Here is a 15,407-nt window from a genome sequence, read left to right as displayed (position 1 = left end):
ATTAAATAAATTAATTCTAAATAAAAAAAAGATATAGGATAAAGTACCAATTATACTAATATTCCTATATCTCTATTTTTTATTACTTTTTCAGCATTCTTTTTCTTTTTTTGCTATCTGTTTTTTTACGTATCGAATACCCAAATGATCCAAGCGGCTTTGAATCAATCCCAAAGTACTCTCCGTGAGAATATGCAATTAAATTAGCTTTTTCAAAATGTATTTTCCCTTTCTCATCCAATAAATTTTCATTAACCTTCACATTTATTACATCTAGTAAAAACATATCATGAGTTCCTAGAGGAGTTATAGATTTTAATTTACATTCTAATGCTACTGGTGAAATCTCTAATGATGGTGTATTTATAGCAACTCCAGAATTTAATTTTAATCCTAATTTAGATATCTTATCCTCTCTTTTACCACTTACAACACCACAATAATCCGTTATCTTAACCATATCCCTAGTTGTAAGATTAATTACACATTCTTCACTTTCTTTTATGTACTCATAAGATAATCTTTCGGGTCTTATCCCTACAGCTACTACAGGCGGTTTAGTGCACACAGTACTTACCCACCCTATAGTAAATACATTAGTTTTTCCCTCTTTATTAACGCTTGTTACTAATACTACAGGAGTAGGATTTAACATAACGCTTCCCTTAAAATTAACTTTATTCATATACTACATCCTCTCTAAAAATATTGTATTTATATATGGCGTGAAGTTCAAATACATACCACAGGAAAAACTTTATTTTTCCCATCTTTATTTCTAGATGTTATCAAAATAAATTATATAGAGTTTAAAACTACGCTACCTTTAAACTCCATTTTTTTCATAACATTTCACACCTTTTCAAAATTATCTTAACGATTATAACATAATTATGTATAAATTGCGAAGCAATTTATACATTGACAAGTAGCAAGCTAAATTTATTTTTTAACTTTAAACTTTCCACAAAAAAAAGAAGCCTTATGGCTTCCTTTTACTCATAAAGAAATTTATAAACATTATATCTAGTACTAACCTTATCAACATACTTCTTTGTTTCCTTAAACGGAATATATGTTAAGTTTTGTCCGTCATTTGAATATTCTGGATCATTAAGCCATTTTGTTACATTACCACTGCCTCCATTATAAGCTGCTAATGCTAAGCTTAAATCATCAAATTCTTTTAACAAGTTATTTAAATACCAGCATCCAAACTCAATATTAACTTCAGGGTCATAAAGCATATTAGTATTAAAATTATCAACTTCTAACTTACTTGCAATCCATTCACCTGTAGAATCCATAATCTGCATTAATCCTTTAGCCCCTTTATTAGATTCAGCATTTGAATTAAAATTACTTTCTGTTTTTATCACTGCTAAAACTAAATATGGATCTAAATTATATTCATAGCTATATTTATCTACTATCTCACTATATTTATATGGATATAGATATTTTTTAATACAATACTTTCCACAAACTAAAATCACAATGGCAACTATAAGCCATATTATAATCTTCTTAAACTTCATTCCCTCTCCCTACTTTAAAATAGCTTAAATAGATTTTAAAAACTCTATTAGTAAGTCAACTTGGTCTTTAGTTTTAGCTAATGTATCATTATTCTCAATAATTATATTAGCGAAATCTCTCTTTCTATCTAAAGGCATTTGAGAATTTATTCTATTTATAGCTTCATCTCTTGACAACGTATCCCTTGATCTTACTCTTTGAATTTGTGTATTATTATCTACCCAAACTAAGATAACATAATCCATATCTTTATGCAAATCATTCTCTATTAATGTAGGTGCATCTACAATAACAAAATCTGCTTTTTTCTTTTCTAATTTATCTATATTTTCATATATCTCTCTTTTTATATATGGTAATATTATTTCCTCATATTTTTTTCTCTGTTTAGGAAACCTAAATATATGATTTCCAAATTCTTTTCTACGGAATTCCCCTCTCCAGTCAAAAAAACCTGCTCCAAATTCTATTTTAACTCTTTCTAATATTTCTGGGTACTTTGCAAGTACATCTCTAGCTATTAAATCTGCATCTATTATATTAAATCCTGCTTCTTTTAGCATAAATGAAACTGTACTTTTTCCTGACCCTATTCCTCCTGTTAATCCTATTTTAATCATATTTACCCCCTACTTTGCTTCATACCATGTATTACCTATATTTTCATCTATCTCTAATTTTACTGACATCTTTAGTACATTTTCCATCTCTTCTTTTACTAAAGCTTTAACAATTTCTAATTCATTTTCTTTAACATTTAAAATAAGTTCATCGTGTACTTGAAGAATCATTTCGCTATTTAAATTTTCTTTCTTTAGTCTATTATAAACTTTAACCATAGCAAGCTTTATAATATCAGCTGCACTTCCTTGAATTGGTGCATTCATTGCTAATCTTTCTCCAAGAGCTTTAACAATTTTATTTGAAGACTTTATTTCCGGTATAAATCTTCTTCTATTTAAAACAGTTAAGACATACCCATTTTCCTTAGCCTCTTCCTTAATACTTTCTAAATATCCTTTAATTTTGGGATATCTATCAAAATATATTTCCATATATTCAGAAGCTTCTTTTCTAGTTATCTTTAAGTCTTGAGAAAGACTAAAGTCACTTATTCCATAAACTATACCAAAGTTAACAGCCTTTGCTCTACTTCTCATTAAAGATGTAACCTCTTCTACTGGCACCTTAAATACTTCTGATGCAGTTTTAGTATGAATATCACTATGATGATTAAATGCATCTATCATATTTTTATCATCTGCCATATGAGCAAGAACCCTAAGCTCTATTTGAGAGTAGTCACAAGATAATAATACATCAGTAGACTCTTTTGGTATAAATACCTTTCTTATTTCTCTACCCATTTCATATTTAACAGGTATATTTTGAAGATTTGGTTCTGTGCTTGATAATCTACCTGTTGTAGTAACAGTTTGATTAAAGCTTGAGTGAATTGCACCATCTTCATCTATAACATTTTTAAGCCCTTCAACATATGTAGAATTAAGCTTTGTTATTTGTCTATAGTAAATAATCTTTTCTATAACAGGATGTTTATCCATTAATTTTTCTAGTACTTCTGCATTTGTTGAATATCCTGTTTTTGTTTTTTTAACTACTGGTAAATCTAATTTTTCAAAAAGAATTTTACCTAACTGCTTTGGTGAACTTATATTAAATTCTTCTTCACAAAGTTCAAATATCTCTTTTTCTGTTCTAGAAATCTCTTCTTTAAATTTAATAGCAAGTTCATCAAGCTTTTCTCTATTTACATTAAATCCTATAGCCTCCATACTTGATAAAATAGCTATAAGCGGATGTTCAACTTCGTAATAAAGTTCATCCATTCCTTCTTTATTAATTCTTTCTTTTAAATATTCATAAAGTTCTTTCATACTTGCCATAGCATTGCAAATTAATTCATCACCTTCACCTTTTACTTCCTTCATTAAATATTCGTTAATTAATACCTCTAAAGGATAATTAGATTTGGCTGAATCTATAAGATAAGCTGCTACTACTGTATCAAATATAAATCCTTCTACTTGGATATCATGCTTTGTTAATATTGTAATTAAGTTTTTTCCATCCTGAATTACTTTCTCAATATTTTTATCTTCCATAAAAGTTTTAAGAATATTAATTGCTTCAACAGTCTTTCCCATGCTTATTAATTTAAAATCTACTAAGCTTACTTTTTCTCCATAGCTTATATATAATTTATCTAATTCTATTTTAGAATAAAGATTCGCATTTGAAGTAGTATATGAAATAAAGGCTATATCTTCTTTTTGGCTAAGTGCTTCTCTAAAAGCTTCTATTGTATTTACTTCATTTATTTCTACCTTTGCCTGTTCCTTTTCTTCCTCAGTATCTTCCCCTGGTAATTTTGCAAGTAAAGATTTCATTTGAAGTTTAAAGAATAGTTTTTTAAGTTCTTCTCTATTATAATTTTCCTGACTCTTAATATCCTCTAAGTCAAACTCTATAGGCACTTCTGTCATAATTGTAGCAAGCTTCTTACTAAAAATTGCTTGTTCACTATAAGTTTCTAAGTTTTCTTTAAGCTTCTTACCACTTATTTCATCAATATGTGAAAGTACCCCCTCCATAGAACCATAAGTAGAAATAAGCTTAAATGCTGTCTTTTCTCCTACACCTGGTACCCCTGGAATATTATCTGACTTATCTCCCATTAGACCTTTTACATCAATATATTGAGTTGGAGTAACACCAAACTCTGCTTCAAAAGCTTCTCTATTATATACTGCAGTTTCTGTAACACCTTTTTTAGTAATAACTACTTTAATATTATCACTAGCAAGTTGAAGAGCATCTCTATCTCCAGTTACTACGAAAACTTCAATTCCGTTACTTTCTGCAAATTTAGCTAATGTTCCTATTATATCATCTGCCTCAAATCCATCTATCTCATATATGTTAATTGCTAATAAATTAAGCACTTCTTTAATAAGCGGGAATTGCTCTGCTAATTCTGGAGGCATTTTTTTTCTACCAGCTTTATAATCTTCATACTCTTTATGTCTGAATGTTGGTGCCTTTCTGTCAAAAGCTGCAACTATGTAATCTGGCTTTATTTCTTCCTTCATTTTGAATAACATATTTGTAAATCCGTAAACAGCATTAGTATGAATTCCTTCACTATTTGTTAATGGTGGTATTGCATAAAATGCCCTATTTAATAAACTGTTTGAATCTAAAATCAGTAATCTTTCCATTCTTTCCTCCAGTGTTATATTTTTAAACTATTATTTAGTAATTATATCATATTTATATTAAAATATACTAAGTTCTAATTCTTCTGATAAATCTTTTAGTATATGCACTCCACCTATACTATTTCCCTTTTCATCTAGTGCTGGCCCATAAATTCCTATTCCAAATCTTCTTGGAACCGTTGCTATTATTCCACCACCTACTCCTGATTTAGCTGGTACACCAACATGAACTGCAAATTCCCCTGATGCATCATACATTCCACAAGTAACCATTATAGTTTTAACTATTCTGCATACTTCTCTTGAAATTAAAACTTCATCATTCCATGGTGCTATACCATCATTTGCAATAACAGCTGAAAATCTTGCTAAATCTTTAGCACTTGCTTCTATAGAACATTGTTTAAAATAAAGATCTAATATATCTTCTACATTTCCTTCTAATATATTTGAACTTTTCATAAAGTAAGCTAACGATCTATTTCTATCTCCTGTAGCTTTTTCACTTTCGTATATTTCTCTATTTATATCTATAGTTGGATTATTAGTTGCTCTTCTTAAGAAATTTAATATTCTTTGCAGCTTATGTTCTTCATTTTCTCCAAATATAAGAGAAGTTGTTACTATTGCACCTGCATTTATCATAGGATTATACGGTCTGTCTTGATTTCTAATCTCTAGGTTTACTATACTATTAAATCCCATTCCAGTAGGCTCAACATTTACTTTTTTAAATACATTTTCTCTTCCATTATCATTTAGTGCAATTATTAAACTTACTACTTTTGAAATACTTTGAATTGTAAATTTAATATCACTTTCTCCAGCCCAATATTCTTCATTATTTTTTATATCATATATACAAAGTCCTAAATCTTCTTTATTAGCTTTTAGTAATGCTGGTATATATGAAGCGATTTTTCCCTCATCTGTATATTTTTTATTTTTTTCTACTAAGTTAATTAATAAATTTTTCATTTGTTCTTCTTCCTTTTCTTTAATAGAATGAGTTTCATTTTATTATTGTAGTAATAATTATAGTTATATTATCGTTTTCTTACAAGGTATTAACTACCATATCTCTGAATTATTTTTATATTAATTTAACATAATAAGCTTATCATATTATTTTTTTATTTCCATCATTTAGTTTTGAATTATATTTTAACTATAAACTATGATATAATTATTTTACTAATATTTAGGAGGGCTATACAATGGATAAAAATTTATTAAAAAAATATGCTTCCCTTGCTGTAAATACAGGGGTTAACATTCAAAAAGATAACATATTAGTTATTACATCACCAATAGAAACTGCTGAATTTGCTAGACTTATTGCAGAAGAAGCTTACAAATCTGGAGCTAAAGATGTAATTGTACATTATAGTGATCAAAAACTTACTAAAATAAAATTAGAAAATAGTTCATTAGAAACTATTGCTGACTATCCCACTTGGATGGCAGAAAGCTATAATTCTTATGCTAGACAAGGTGCTTGCTTTATTTCAATATCTGCAAATGATCCTGATGGATTAAAAGGAGTCTCTGTTGATAAAATAGGTGCATCTCAAAAAGCTAGAACATCAGCTTTAAAAGAGTATTATGATAACTCAATGTCTAATAAATGTCGTTGGTGCGTATTATCAGTACCTACACTTTCATGGGCTAAAAAGGTGTTCCCTAATGTAAGTGATGAAGAAGCTATGGAAAGCTTATGGAATGTTATCTTTAAAACAGTAAGAGTTGATACTGAAAATCCAGTAACTGCTTGGGAAAAACATAATGCTTACTTAGATGAAAAAGTTAAATTCATGAATGACAACAACTTTAAAAGTGTTCATTTAAAAAGCAGTAATGGAACTGATTTAAACATAGAACTTCCTGAAGGTCACCTTTGGGCAGGTGGATCTGATGATGATGTTAATGGTATATTCTTTAATGCAAATATGCCAACAGAAGAAGTATTTACTTTACCTAAAAAAACAGGAGTTAATGGTATAGTATACTCTTCAAAACCATTAAGTTATGGTGGTAACTTAATTGATAATTTTTCAATTACATTTAAAGATGGTAAGGCTGTAGATTTTACTGCTGAAACTGGATATGACGTTCTAAAACAAATGCTTGATAGTGATGAAGGTGCTAAATATTTAGGGGAAGTTGCTTTTGTTCCTTATGATTCACCAATTTCTAATTCAAAGCTAATATTCTTTAATACATTATTTGATGAAAATGCTGCTTGTCATTTAGCTTTTGGTAGGGCTTATGAATCTTGTGTAAAAGATGCTGATAAATACTCAGAAGAAGAACTTGAAAAAATTGGAGTTAATAATTCAGTTATTCATGTTGACTTTATGATTGGAACTAGTGATCTTGAAATCACTGGTATTAATAAAAACGGAGAAACTGTACAAATATTCTCTAATGGTAACTGGACATTTTAATACCTAAATATTTATACTTAAAAGGAGCGTTTCTTGCTTAGCGCTCCTTTTTTACTATTCATTATATATTTTTTTAGGCTTAATATTATCATTCCAAAATTTAATTATGTACTATTGTCCTATCTTTTGAGCACTATCTGGTCTTGGCTGGTCTTTTCCAAGCTTTCTTGATTCTTTAGAATATCCAACTTCATTTGCAGTTTCTACTCTCATTTTTTGCAATTCAGCCTTAGTCTTTTGACCTGACTTTTTATTATCTTTAGAGTTTTTATTATTCTTATGTGACATTACTTTTACCTCCTTTATTACATTTATCTTTATTTTATGTCTAACAAAACAAATTATACTTTACAATATATGGTTCTACCCCTGATGAGAACCCAAAATATAGATTCACCTCAGGGGTAGATTTTTTTATAATCTATTTCTTATTTCTTTTATAAATTCATATGTGTTAACAGTTTTAACTTCCTTTAATTCAGTAAGCATTGCTAAATCTTTAGTCATTACTCCATCTTCTATAGTTTGGATAGAAGCTTTTTCTAGCTTATCTGCAAAAGAAATCAAATCATTATTTCCATCTAATTCTCCTCTTTTTCTTAGTGCTCCAGTCCACGCAAATATAGTTGCCATAGAATTAGTTGATGTTTCTTCACCATTTAGATGTTTGTAGTAATGTCTTTGAACAGTTCCATGAGCTGCTTCATACTCATAATATCCTTCTGGAGAAACTAGAACTGATGTCATCATTGCAAGTGAACCAAATGCTGTAGCAACCATATCACTCATTACATCTCCATCATAATTTTTACAAGCCCAAATAAAGCCTCCCTTAGATTTAATAACCCTTGCAACTGCATCATCAATTAATGTATAGAAATATTCAATGTTAGCGTCCTTAAACTTTTCCTTATATTCTTGTTCAAATATTTCATTAAAAATATCCTTAAAAGTATGATCATATTTTTTAGATATTGTATCTTTTGACGCAAACCAAATATCTTGCTTTGTATCTAATGCAAAATTGAAACAACTTCTTGCAAAACTAGATATAGATTTGTTAGTATTATGCATACCCATTACTACTCCACTATCATTAAAATCATGAATAGTTTCTCTAGTCACTTTCCCTTCTGAATCAGTAAAAACTAATTCTGCTTTTCCTTTTCCTTCAATTTTCATTTCAACATTCTTATAAATATCCCCATAAGCATGTCTAGCTATTGTGATTGGTTCCTCCCATGTTCTTACAAAAGGCTTTATTGAAGTAACAGTTATAGGTGCTCTAAAAACTGTTCCATCTAATATTGCTCTTATAGTCCCATTAGGGCTTTTCCACATTTCTTTCAAATTATATTCTTTTATTCTATCAGCATTTGGAGTAATAGTTGCACATTTAACTCCCACTCCATATTTTTTTATAGCTTCTGCAGCTTTTACTGTTACTTCGTCGTCAGTTTCATTTCTATATTCTATCCCCAAATCATAATATTCAGTTTTCAATTCAATAAAAGGATTTAATAATTCCTCTTTTATCATATTCCAAATAACTCTAGTCATTTCATCTCCGTCCATTTCAACTAATGGCGTTGTCATTTTAATCTTTTCCATAAATATGCCCCCTTGTTTTGAATTTATTTACATCTCAAAGCAATTATACCATATATCTCCTTTTATTCAAAGACCTTTTTGATGGATTTTATTTTAATTCTTGCATTTTTATATGTATAATTTATATTTTAATAAATCTTTATTCTTTTTTATGAATTAATAATATTTTTTCTTGCATTTCATTTAAACCTTCATCTATATTTTTTATATAACTAAAAAGGCCTTGCTATATAGCAAAACCCTTCTACCTAAAAAATTATTTCTTTTAAAAAAACCTCAAAATTTTTCTAGCATAAAAATTCATCATCAACTGCATCAACATCAATATGCTCTACTCTAACAGCTTTTACAAGAATTTCTATTGCCATTTTTTCACGTAGTTTTCCATATTGGTATAAGTTTGGTTCAAAATGTCCTGAACAACTTGGTAAAACGCCTTGTTGTGCAACTTCTAAATCAGAATATACTGTATGGTGACATTGTGGTGCTCTTCTAGTTTGTTGTGTTTCTTCAACTTGTTGTCCCATAAAATATCCTGGAGTTATTTCAGCAGGGCATAATAATTCATTATTACTTCCAATAACTTCTGCTGATAAAACTTCAGCTTTATCAGATTTTCTTAAAATTATACCATCTTCTAAATCTAAATTTATAGATCCTCCAAATTGAATAACCTTTGTCATGTGTCTTATTGGTCCAACAACTGTTGGAATTCCATTTTCATCTACATAAGCAGCTTCAGCTACTTTATATGCTACATTTTTAGTTATCCAAGCATTAAACATTATTGTATTTCCAGCAACAACATATGGTTTAACGTCAACTTTTTCTGTAACATTCTCAACCATAAATATTCCTCTTGGATAAATTTTTGTAAAATCAAATTCTACTTCTTCGAAAAACACTTTACTTGCTTCACCTAGCACAACATTTGTTTGAATAATAGGCATCTTTGGTTCCTCCCCTTATTTCTTTTCTTTTGATTTATTGGTATACTATATTTTATTTAAATTTTTACAATATGTTACTTTTTTCTATCAATTCCGCAATAAAAATATTTAATCAATAAAATAAACTATAAAATTACACAAAAAAATTCAGCAATTTAATATTGCTGAATTCTTATATTGAATATTTTTTTTATGTTTCTCTATTAATTATAGATAAATAAACAATACTTTTAAATGTTATTTATCTACTTCCTTATAATCTACATCAATTACTTCACCATTACTGTCATCATCTATACTACTTTCTTCATAAACATTCTGATTTTGATTATAAGTACTAAAAGTTTCATCATCATATTTTTTCTTTTTAAAGGCCTTTTTACCTTTAAATACTAAGTAACCAACTAATCCTATTACTAATACAAAAGGTAAAAGATATATAAAAAATTTAATTATCGCTATAAAAATTACTATTCCAACTATTGTCCACAATAAAGATTTTAAATTATTCATTTAACTCAACCTCATTTACACTATAATATTTAACTTATGTTCTCATTATACTATCAATTATTACTTTTTGCAATATAAGTTATTAAATATTTTCTTAAGAGGTTATTAATACTTTATATAATTTCCTTAATAGTTTTACTTATTTTTATGCAATATTTTTTGAACTATTTTCCTCATTTATGCTACCATTTGTTTTTTTAGCTATCATAGGTAATATAAATCCTAATCCAATTAATACAAATGGAGTAATAATATTTAATGATACTTGGAACCACCAAGCACCAGTAAATGCTTCAATGCTACTTGGGAACATCCCCATAATACAAGCAAATGCAGTAAATACAAAACACCAAATCCCTATTCCCATAGCGAATTTATCATTTTTTACAAACTTATAATCTGACTTATATCTATCAGAAGCTTTTTTAAGCCCTATAAATGCTAAGAATACCCAAAGATATCTCATTGGCATAACCACAGAATTTAACTGAAGTAACCAGTCAAATAAAGAGTTCATATCTCCAATACCAAGAGCTGGTACTATTATTAATATACCAACTAATATAGCTGTCATTATATAACCATTAATAGGTGCACCATGCTTATTAGTCTTAGTTAATGCCTTAGGTATAAATTTTCTATCTCCATCAGCTAAAAGAACCTTTAATGGAGCATCTATAGAAAATACTAGTGCAGAAATTTGAGCTAATAAATTAGCTAATGCATAAATTACTATAAATAATTTTCCAACACCATAATATTCGCCTAACATTTGGAATGCATAATATTGACCATTCATTTTTAAATCTGCTGGTATATTATTAGCATCAAACATCATAGCCATAGCTATTGAACCAAGTAATGCTGATACTGCGACCATTATAGCTAATGTAATCATTCCCTTTGGGAAGTTTTTACTTGGATTTTTCATATCATTTACGTATGGAGATATTTTTTCTGCTCCTCCAACCGCAAATACTAACATAGACAAGGTTGTAAAATATGAAAAATTAAAATTCGGCATCATATTTTTAAAACTAAAATCTATTGTTGCTGGTTGTATCCCTCTAATTGATGGGGCGGCTAACATTAATATAACATATAACAGTGACATAACAAATACAGACATACCTGCTATTGTTCCTATCATTTTAAGAGATGTTACACCTCTTGAAGCAACCCATAAGAAAAATAGAAATACTGCTAGGGTCAATAATTGAGCTACTAGAGGGTCCATTCCTTTTATAAAATTACCATCTTGCTTTACAGTCCAACCTAATGCTATTAAAGCAGCTTGTGGCTTTTGTGCTAAATACGGTATATGAACAACCCAATAAGTCCATCCTGCAAAGTAAGCTAGTGTAGTTCCAAATGTTCCCCTTATCCAAGAACTTACTCCACCTTTACTATCTTTAAAAACAGATCCTAATTCTCCTACCATTAATGCATAAGGTACAAAATATAATCCTATTATAAGTACCCATGACACAACTACTGTTAACCCTTGATTTGCAAAGTTATTTACAACATTACCAAATCCCCACACTGATACAAATGCCATCATGGCTAAATTATACCAACGCAGATTCTTCTCTTGTTCACTCATTAAATTTCCTCCTTAGTATAGATGTACCTTTTTATAATACATAGGAGGAAATAGTTTGTCTATACTTTAATAATTATGTTTTTTATACCTTTTTATTAAATCATTTAACAATTTAGCTGTTTTTACCGGATATTTACTAACAGATGTTTCTCCTGCTAATAAAAATCCTGTTACCCCACTATTTATAAAGGTATATATACTTTCTATTTCACTTATACTACCATTTAATCCATTTTTCATGCTATCTAATATATGAGTGGCTATTATTATTTCCTTATCATACCTATCATTTCTTAATTTCATTAATAATTCAAATTCTTCTTCTACCGAAATTTCAATTCCACACTCTGGTACTAAATCACCTCTTGCAATAACAATCCCATCACTACAATTCATTATCTCCTTATAATTGTTCAATCCCATCATAGTTTCTATCTTTGAAAATATTTTAATATCCTCTGAATTTTCTTTATGTTTCTTTATGTATTCTCTTAAATATAATATTTCACTAGCACTTTCTGCATAAGATTGTCCAATTATATTTATATTATTATTAATAGCCCACTTTAAATTTTCTTTATCCTTATTATTCAATAAATTTTCTCCTAAATAAGCCCCTGGAATATTACATCCCTTTCCCCCTCTAATTACGCCAATATCATTTGCTTCTGCCTTTAAAAACACCTTATCTTTATCAATAATATTAAAATTCATAGTCCCATCTTTCATAGATATTTTTTTAATATCATTTTTCTCTATTACTTCTGATTTTATATTAAGTGGAATAATTTTAATTTTTTCATTATTATTAATAATAAGTGAATATACATCATAACTACAAAAGTATACTATATCTCTAGGATAAACTTTAAAAATGCTTTTTAAACCTTCATATACTCTAACTTTTTTTCCACATAAATCTGCCATAATAGTTATATCTTTTTTTATACTTCTAGAATCATTCAATATTTTTAAAAATTCACTTTCATAGAAATGAGAAAAATTCAATCTCAAAATATCTACACCATTATTAATTAACTCCTCTAAAACCCTTCTATTTGATGAGTTAGGTCCAATAGTTGCAATTATTTTCATTAATATCCTACCTACATATTACTTATAAATTATACTATTATAATTTTTTTCTTTTTATTACATATTGTTACTTTTATATTTAATTAAATTATATATTTTATATATATCATCATAATAATTAAATTGTTTATAAAATAATAAAAATCTATTTCTCTACTAACTTTGTTCTAAATAATACTTTTACAGAATAATTATTTATATAATCATTTTTGGGAGGATAAAATGAAATACTTAAAGTTTATTTGTATATTATTATTAGTTACTCTTCTCTCTGGCTGTGTTTTTAATGATCCTAAATACATAAACCTTAGAAGTAAACCTAATCTTTATTATTATTCAGATGAAATCTACGAAAAAATAAAAAATAGTGAGAATTACTCACTTAAAGTATTCGATGTAAACTTTTATGAATACCATGATGTTTCAGAAGAAGATAAAGACATTCTTCCTTGCTTTTTAGAATCTTTAAATAATGATAACTATGTAAGTGAGCTAACCTTAGAAGATGAAAAAGTTAAATATAAACTTATAATTGAGTTTGATGATAAATCAAAATATGTTATAAATGTCTATGATAAAAACTCTATAACACTTTTCCCATGGGATGGAAATTTACAAGAAGATATGATAACTATGAATGATGTCCCTATAAGAAATAATATTTATTCATTTTGTATTTATATAATTAATAAAACCACCTCTAATAACTAATTTAATACCATATAAAAATACACTCAAAATATACTATAAAAATTATAGTTATTTTGAGTGTATTATTTTTAATCTAATAATTCAAAAATTCTTTTATTCTTTAATGGATGTAATGCATATGGAGCTATTTCATTTAGCGGCTTTAATACAAAATCTCTTAAATGCATTAATGGATGTGGTAAAATAATAAACTCATCATTGCTTATTACATCATCATATAATACAATATCTAAATCTATTATTCTTGGTCCCCACTTTATTTCTCTAACTCTTCCTAGCTCTAACTCTATTCTAAGAAGCTCAGTCATAAGTTCCCTTGGCGTTAAATATGTCTCTATTTTAATTGCACCATTTAAAAATTCTTCTTGATCTTCATTTCCCCATGGTTCTGTTACTATAAAAGAAGATATTTTAGTAATTTTTATGCCATTAACCTCTTCAATCTTTGATATAGCATTTTTAAAGTTTTCTTGCCTATCTCCTATATTGCTTCCAAGAGTTATATAAGCATTATGTCTTTCTCTAGTAATTTCAACTGCTGCATAATCTAAATGTCTTCCAATAGGCGCCCATGGCTTTTTTAATAACACTTTAACAGCCTTAACCATTGAATAATTATCTAATACAAAGCATGCAACCTTATTTACAACACTTTCAATTAAATCTAAAGATTCATCTTGAAAAATGTCTATAACCTTATGGCATAACTCTCCATAATGAACAGATTTAGTCAAATCGCAAGTTGTTCCCGCCTCTTTAATATCTAATGATAATTCTAATGATAGTATAAATTTTTGACCTAATATTTTTTCTTCTTGAAACACTCCATGGTTTGCAAAAATTTCAATATCCTTTAAATATATTTTATCCATAACCTTCCCTACTTTGCCTTTAATATAGTATCTGTCATAACAGCTACTCTCTTATTTTCTAATACATCATGAACACGAATAAATTCCATTCCTTTAGTTATTCCCATAACAGTAGTTGCAAGTGTTCCTTCTACTCTCTCATTAACTGGTAAATTTAAAGTTAATCCAATCATAGACTTTCTTGATGTTCCTAAAAGCACAGGATACCCCATAGTTTTTATAACTTCACAATTATTCATTACCATTAAATTTTCTTCATATGTTTTAGCAAATCCTATACCCGGATCTAAAATTATATTTTCTTTTTTCACTCCCGCTTCAATTGCAATATCAACACTTTCCTGTAAATCACTTATTACATCCTTCATTAAGTTTTCATAAGGTTTAGCTTCTCTATTATGCATTAAAATTATTGGCACATTATACTCTGCTGCTACCTTAGCTATATCCTTATCATATTTAGCTCCCCAAATATCATTTATAATGTCAGCTCCAGCCTTTACAGCTGCTTCTGCTGTTTTGCTCTTATATGTGTCTATAGATATAGTAACATCTAACTCTTTCTTTATAGCATTAATTATAGGAACTACTCTTTTTATTTCTTCTTCTTCAGTTACATATTCTGCTCCTGGTCTTGTTGATTCTCCACCAATATCTATAATATCAGCTCCATCTTCTACTAACTTCTTAGCTTGAGCTACAGCTGCCTCTACTTCATTATATTTTCCACCATCTGAAAACGAATCTGGTGTTACATTTAATATTCCCATTATATAAGTTCTTTCACCTAACTTATACTCTTTATTTCCTATCTTCAACGC

At 28.1% G+C, this 15,407-nt stretch carries 15 protein-coding genes; 2 read left to right on the top strand and 13 right to left on the bottom strand.

What is annotated here, in order from left to right:
- Positions 1–82: 82 nt before the first annotated feature.
- The 5 genes from I4V51_RS06790 to glsA all read right to left on the bottom strand — a co-directional run bounded on the left by I4V51_RS06790 (position 83) and on the right by glsA (position 5,759).
- Positions 83–685, bottom strand: a complete 603-nt coding sequence (locus I4V51_RS06790; protein ID WP_195987571.1) for a flavin reductase family protein — start codon at positions 683–685, stop codon at positions 83–85.
- A 310-nt stretch (positions 686–995) separates the two neighbouring features.
- Complete coding sequence (locus I4V51_RS06785; protein ID WP_195987570.1) at positions 996–1,538, bottom strand: lytic transglycosylase domain-containing protein; 543 nt, start codon at positions 1,536–1,538, stop codon at positions 996–998.
- A 24-nt stretch (positions 1,539–1,562) separates the two neighbouring features.
- Positions 1,563–2,159, bottom strand: coding sequence for a dephospho-CoA kinase (coaE, locus tag I4V51_RS06780; RefSeq protein ID WP_195987569.1), 597 nt, complete (start codon positions 2,157–2,159; stop codon positions 1,563–1,565).
- A gap of 9 nt (positions 2,160–2,168) precedes the next feature.
- Complete coding sequence (gene polA, locus I4V51_RS06775; protein ID WP_195987568.1) at positions 2,169–4,781, bottom strand: DNA polymerase I; 2,613 nt, start codon at positions 4,779–4,781, stop codon at positions 2,169–2,171.
- A 57-nt stretch (positions 4,782–4,838) separates the two neighbouring features.
- On the bottom strand, positions 4,839–5,759 hold the full coding sequence (glsA, locus tag I4V51_RS06770; RefSeq protein ID WP_195987567.1) for a glutaminase A: 921 nt from the start codon (positions 5,757–5,759) through the stop codon (positions 4,839–4,841).
- 239 nt (positions 5,760–5,998) lie between these two features.
- Here glsA and I4V51_RS06765 point away from each other — a divergent pair, with 239 nt between their 5' ends.
- Positions 5,999–7,228 (top strand): aminopeptidase, encoded by a 1,230-nt coding sequence (locus I4V51_RS06765; RefSeq protein WP_195987566.1) that lies wholly within the window; start codon positions 5,999–6,001, stop codon positions 7,226–7,228.
- A gap of 111 nt (positions 7,229–7,339) precedes the next feature.
- On the opposite strand, the gene I4V51_RS06760 is transcribed toward I4V51_RS06765, so the two are convergent.
- The 6 genes from I4V51_RS06760 to I4V51_RS06735 all read right to left on the bottom strand — a co-directional run bounded on the left by I4V51_RS06760 (position 7,340) and on the right by I4V51_RS06735 (position 13,003).
- Positions 7,340–7,516, bottom strand: a complete 177-nt coding sequence (locus I4V51_RS06760; RefSeq protein WP_070098824.1) for a small, acid-soluble spore protein, alpha/beta type — start codon at positions 7,514–7,516, stop codon at positions 7,340–7,342.
- A 126-nt stretch (positions 7,517–7,642) separates the two neighbouring features.
- Entirely contained in the window at positions 7,643–8,839 is a 1,197-nt protein-coding gene (locus I4V51_RS06755) for an NADP-dependent isocitrate dehydrogenase (RefSeq protein WP_195987565.1), read from the bottom strand.
- A gap of 287 nt (positions 8,840–9,126) precedes the next feature.
- The gene (locus I4V51_RS06750; protein ID WP_195987564.1) at positions 9,127–9,789 is read right to left on the bottom strand and encodes a hypothetical protein; all 663 of its coding nucleotides are present in this window, start codon (positions 9,787–9,789) and stop codon (positions 9,127–9,129) included.
- Positions 9,790–10,026: 237 nt separating this feature from the next.
- Entirely contained in the window at positions 10,027–10,302 is a 276-nt protein-coding gene (locus tag I4V51_RS06745) for a hypothetical protein (protein ID WP_243281427.1), read from the bottom strand.
- A 145-nt stretch (positions 10,303–10,447) separates the two neighbouring features.
- Entirely contained in the window at positions 10,448–11,908 is a 1,461-nt protein-coding gene (locus I4V51_RS06740) for an amino acid permease (protein ID WP_195987563.1), read from the bottom strand.
- A 66-nt stretch (positions 11,909–11,974) separates the two neighbouring features.
- Entirely contained in the window at positions 11,975–13,003 is a 1,029-nt protein-coding gene (locus I4V51_RS06735; protein WP_195987562.1) for a pyruvate kinase, read from the bottom strand.
- Positions 13,004–13,225: 222 nt separating this feature from the next.
- Here I4V51_RS06735 and I4V51_RS06730 point away from each other — a divergent pair, with 222 nt between their 5' ends.
- The gene (locus I4V51_RS06730; RefSeq protein WP_195987561.1) at positions 13,226–13,714 is read left to right on the top strand and encodes a DUF4883 family protein; all 489 of its coding nucleotides are present in this window, start codon (positions 13,226–13,228) and stop codon (positions 13,712–13,714) included.
- Between the two features lie 68 nt (positions 13,715–13,782).
- Here the strand turns inward: I4V51_RS06730 and folK are convergent, their stop codons facing one another.
- Both folK and folP read right to left on the bottom strand, forming a co-directional pair.
- The gene (gene folK / locus I4V51_RS06725) at positions 13,783–14,586 is read right to left on the bottom strand and encodes a 2-amino-4-hydroxy-6-hydroxymethyldihydropteridine diphosphokinase (RefSeq protein ID WP_195987560.1); all 804 of its coding nucleotides are present in this window, start codon (positions 14,584–14,586) and stop codon (positions 13,783–13,785) included.
- An 8-nt stretch (positions 14,587–14,594) separates the two neighbouring features.
- Positions 14,595–15,404: a dihydropteroate synthase gene (gene folP / locus I4V51_RS06720; RefSeq protein WP_195987559.1), complete on the bottom strand. Its 810-nt coding sequence runs from the start codon at positions 15,402–15,404 to the stop codon at positions 14,595–14,597.
- Between the last annotated feature and the right edge of the window lie 3 nt (positions 15,405–15,407).

This window comes from Clostridium sp. D53t1_180928_C8 (assembly GCF_015667795.1).
Lineage (GTDB): Bacteria > Bacillota > Clostridia > Clostridiales > Clostridiaceae > Clostridium.
The sequence above is the reverse complement of the archived record's forward strand: the minus strand, read 5'-3'. Positions and strand labels throughout refer to the sequence as shown.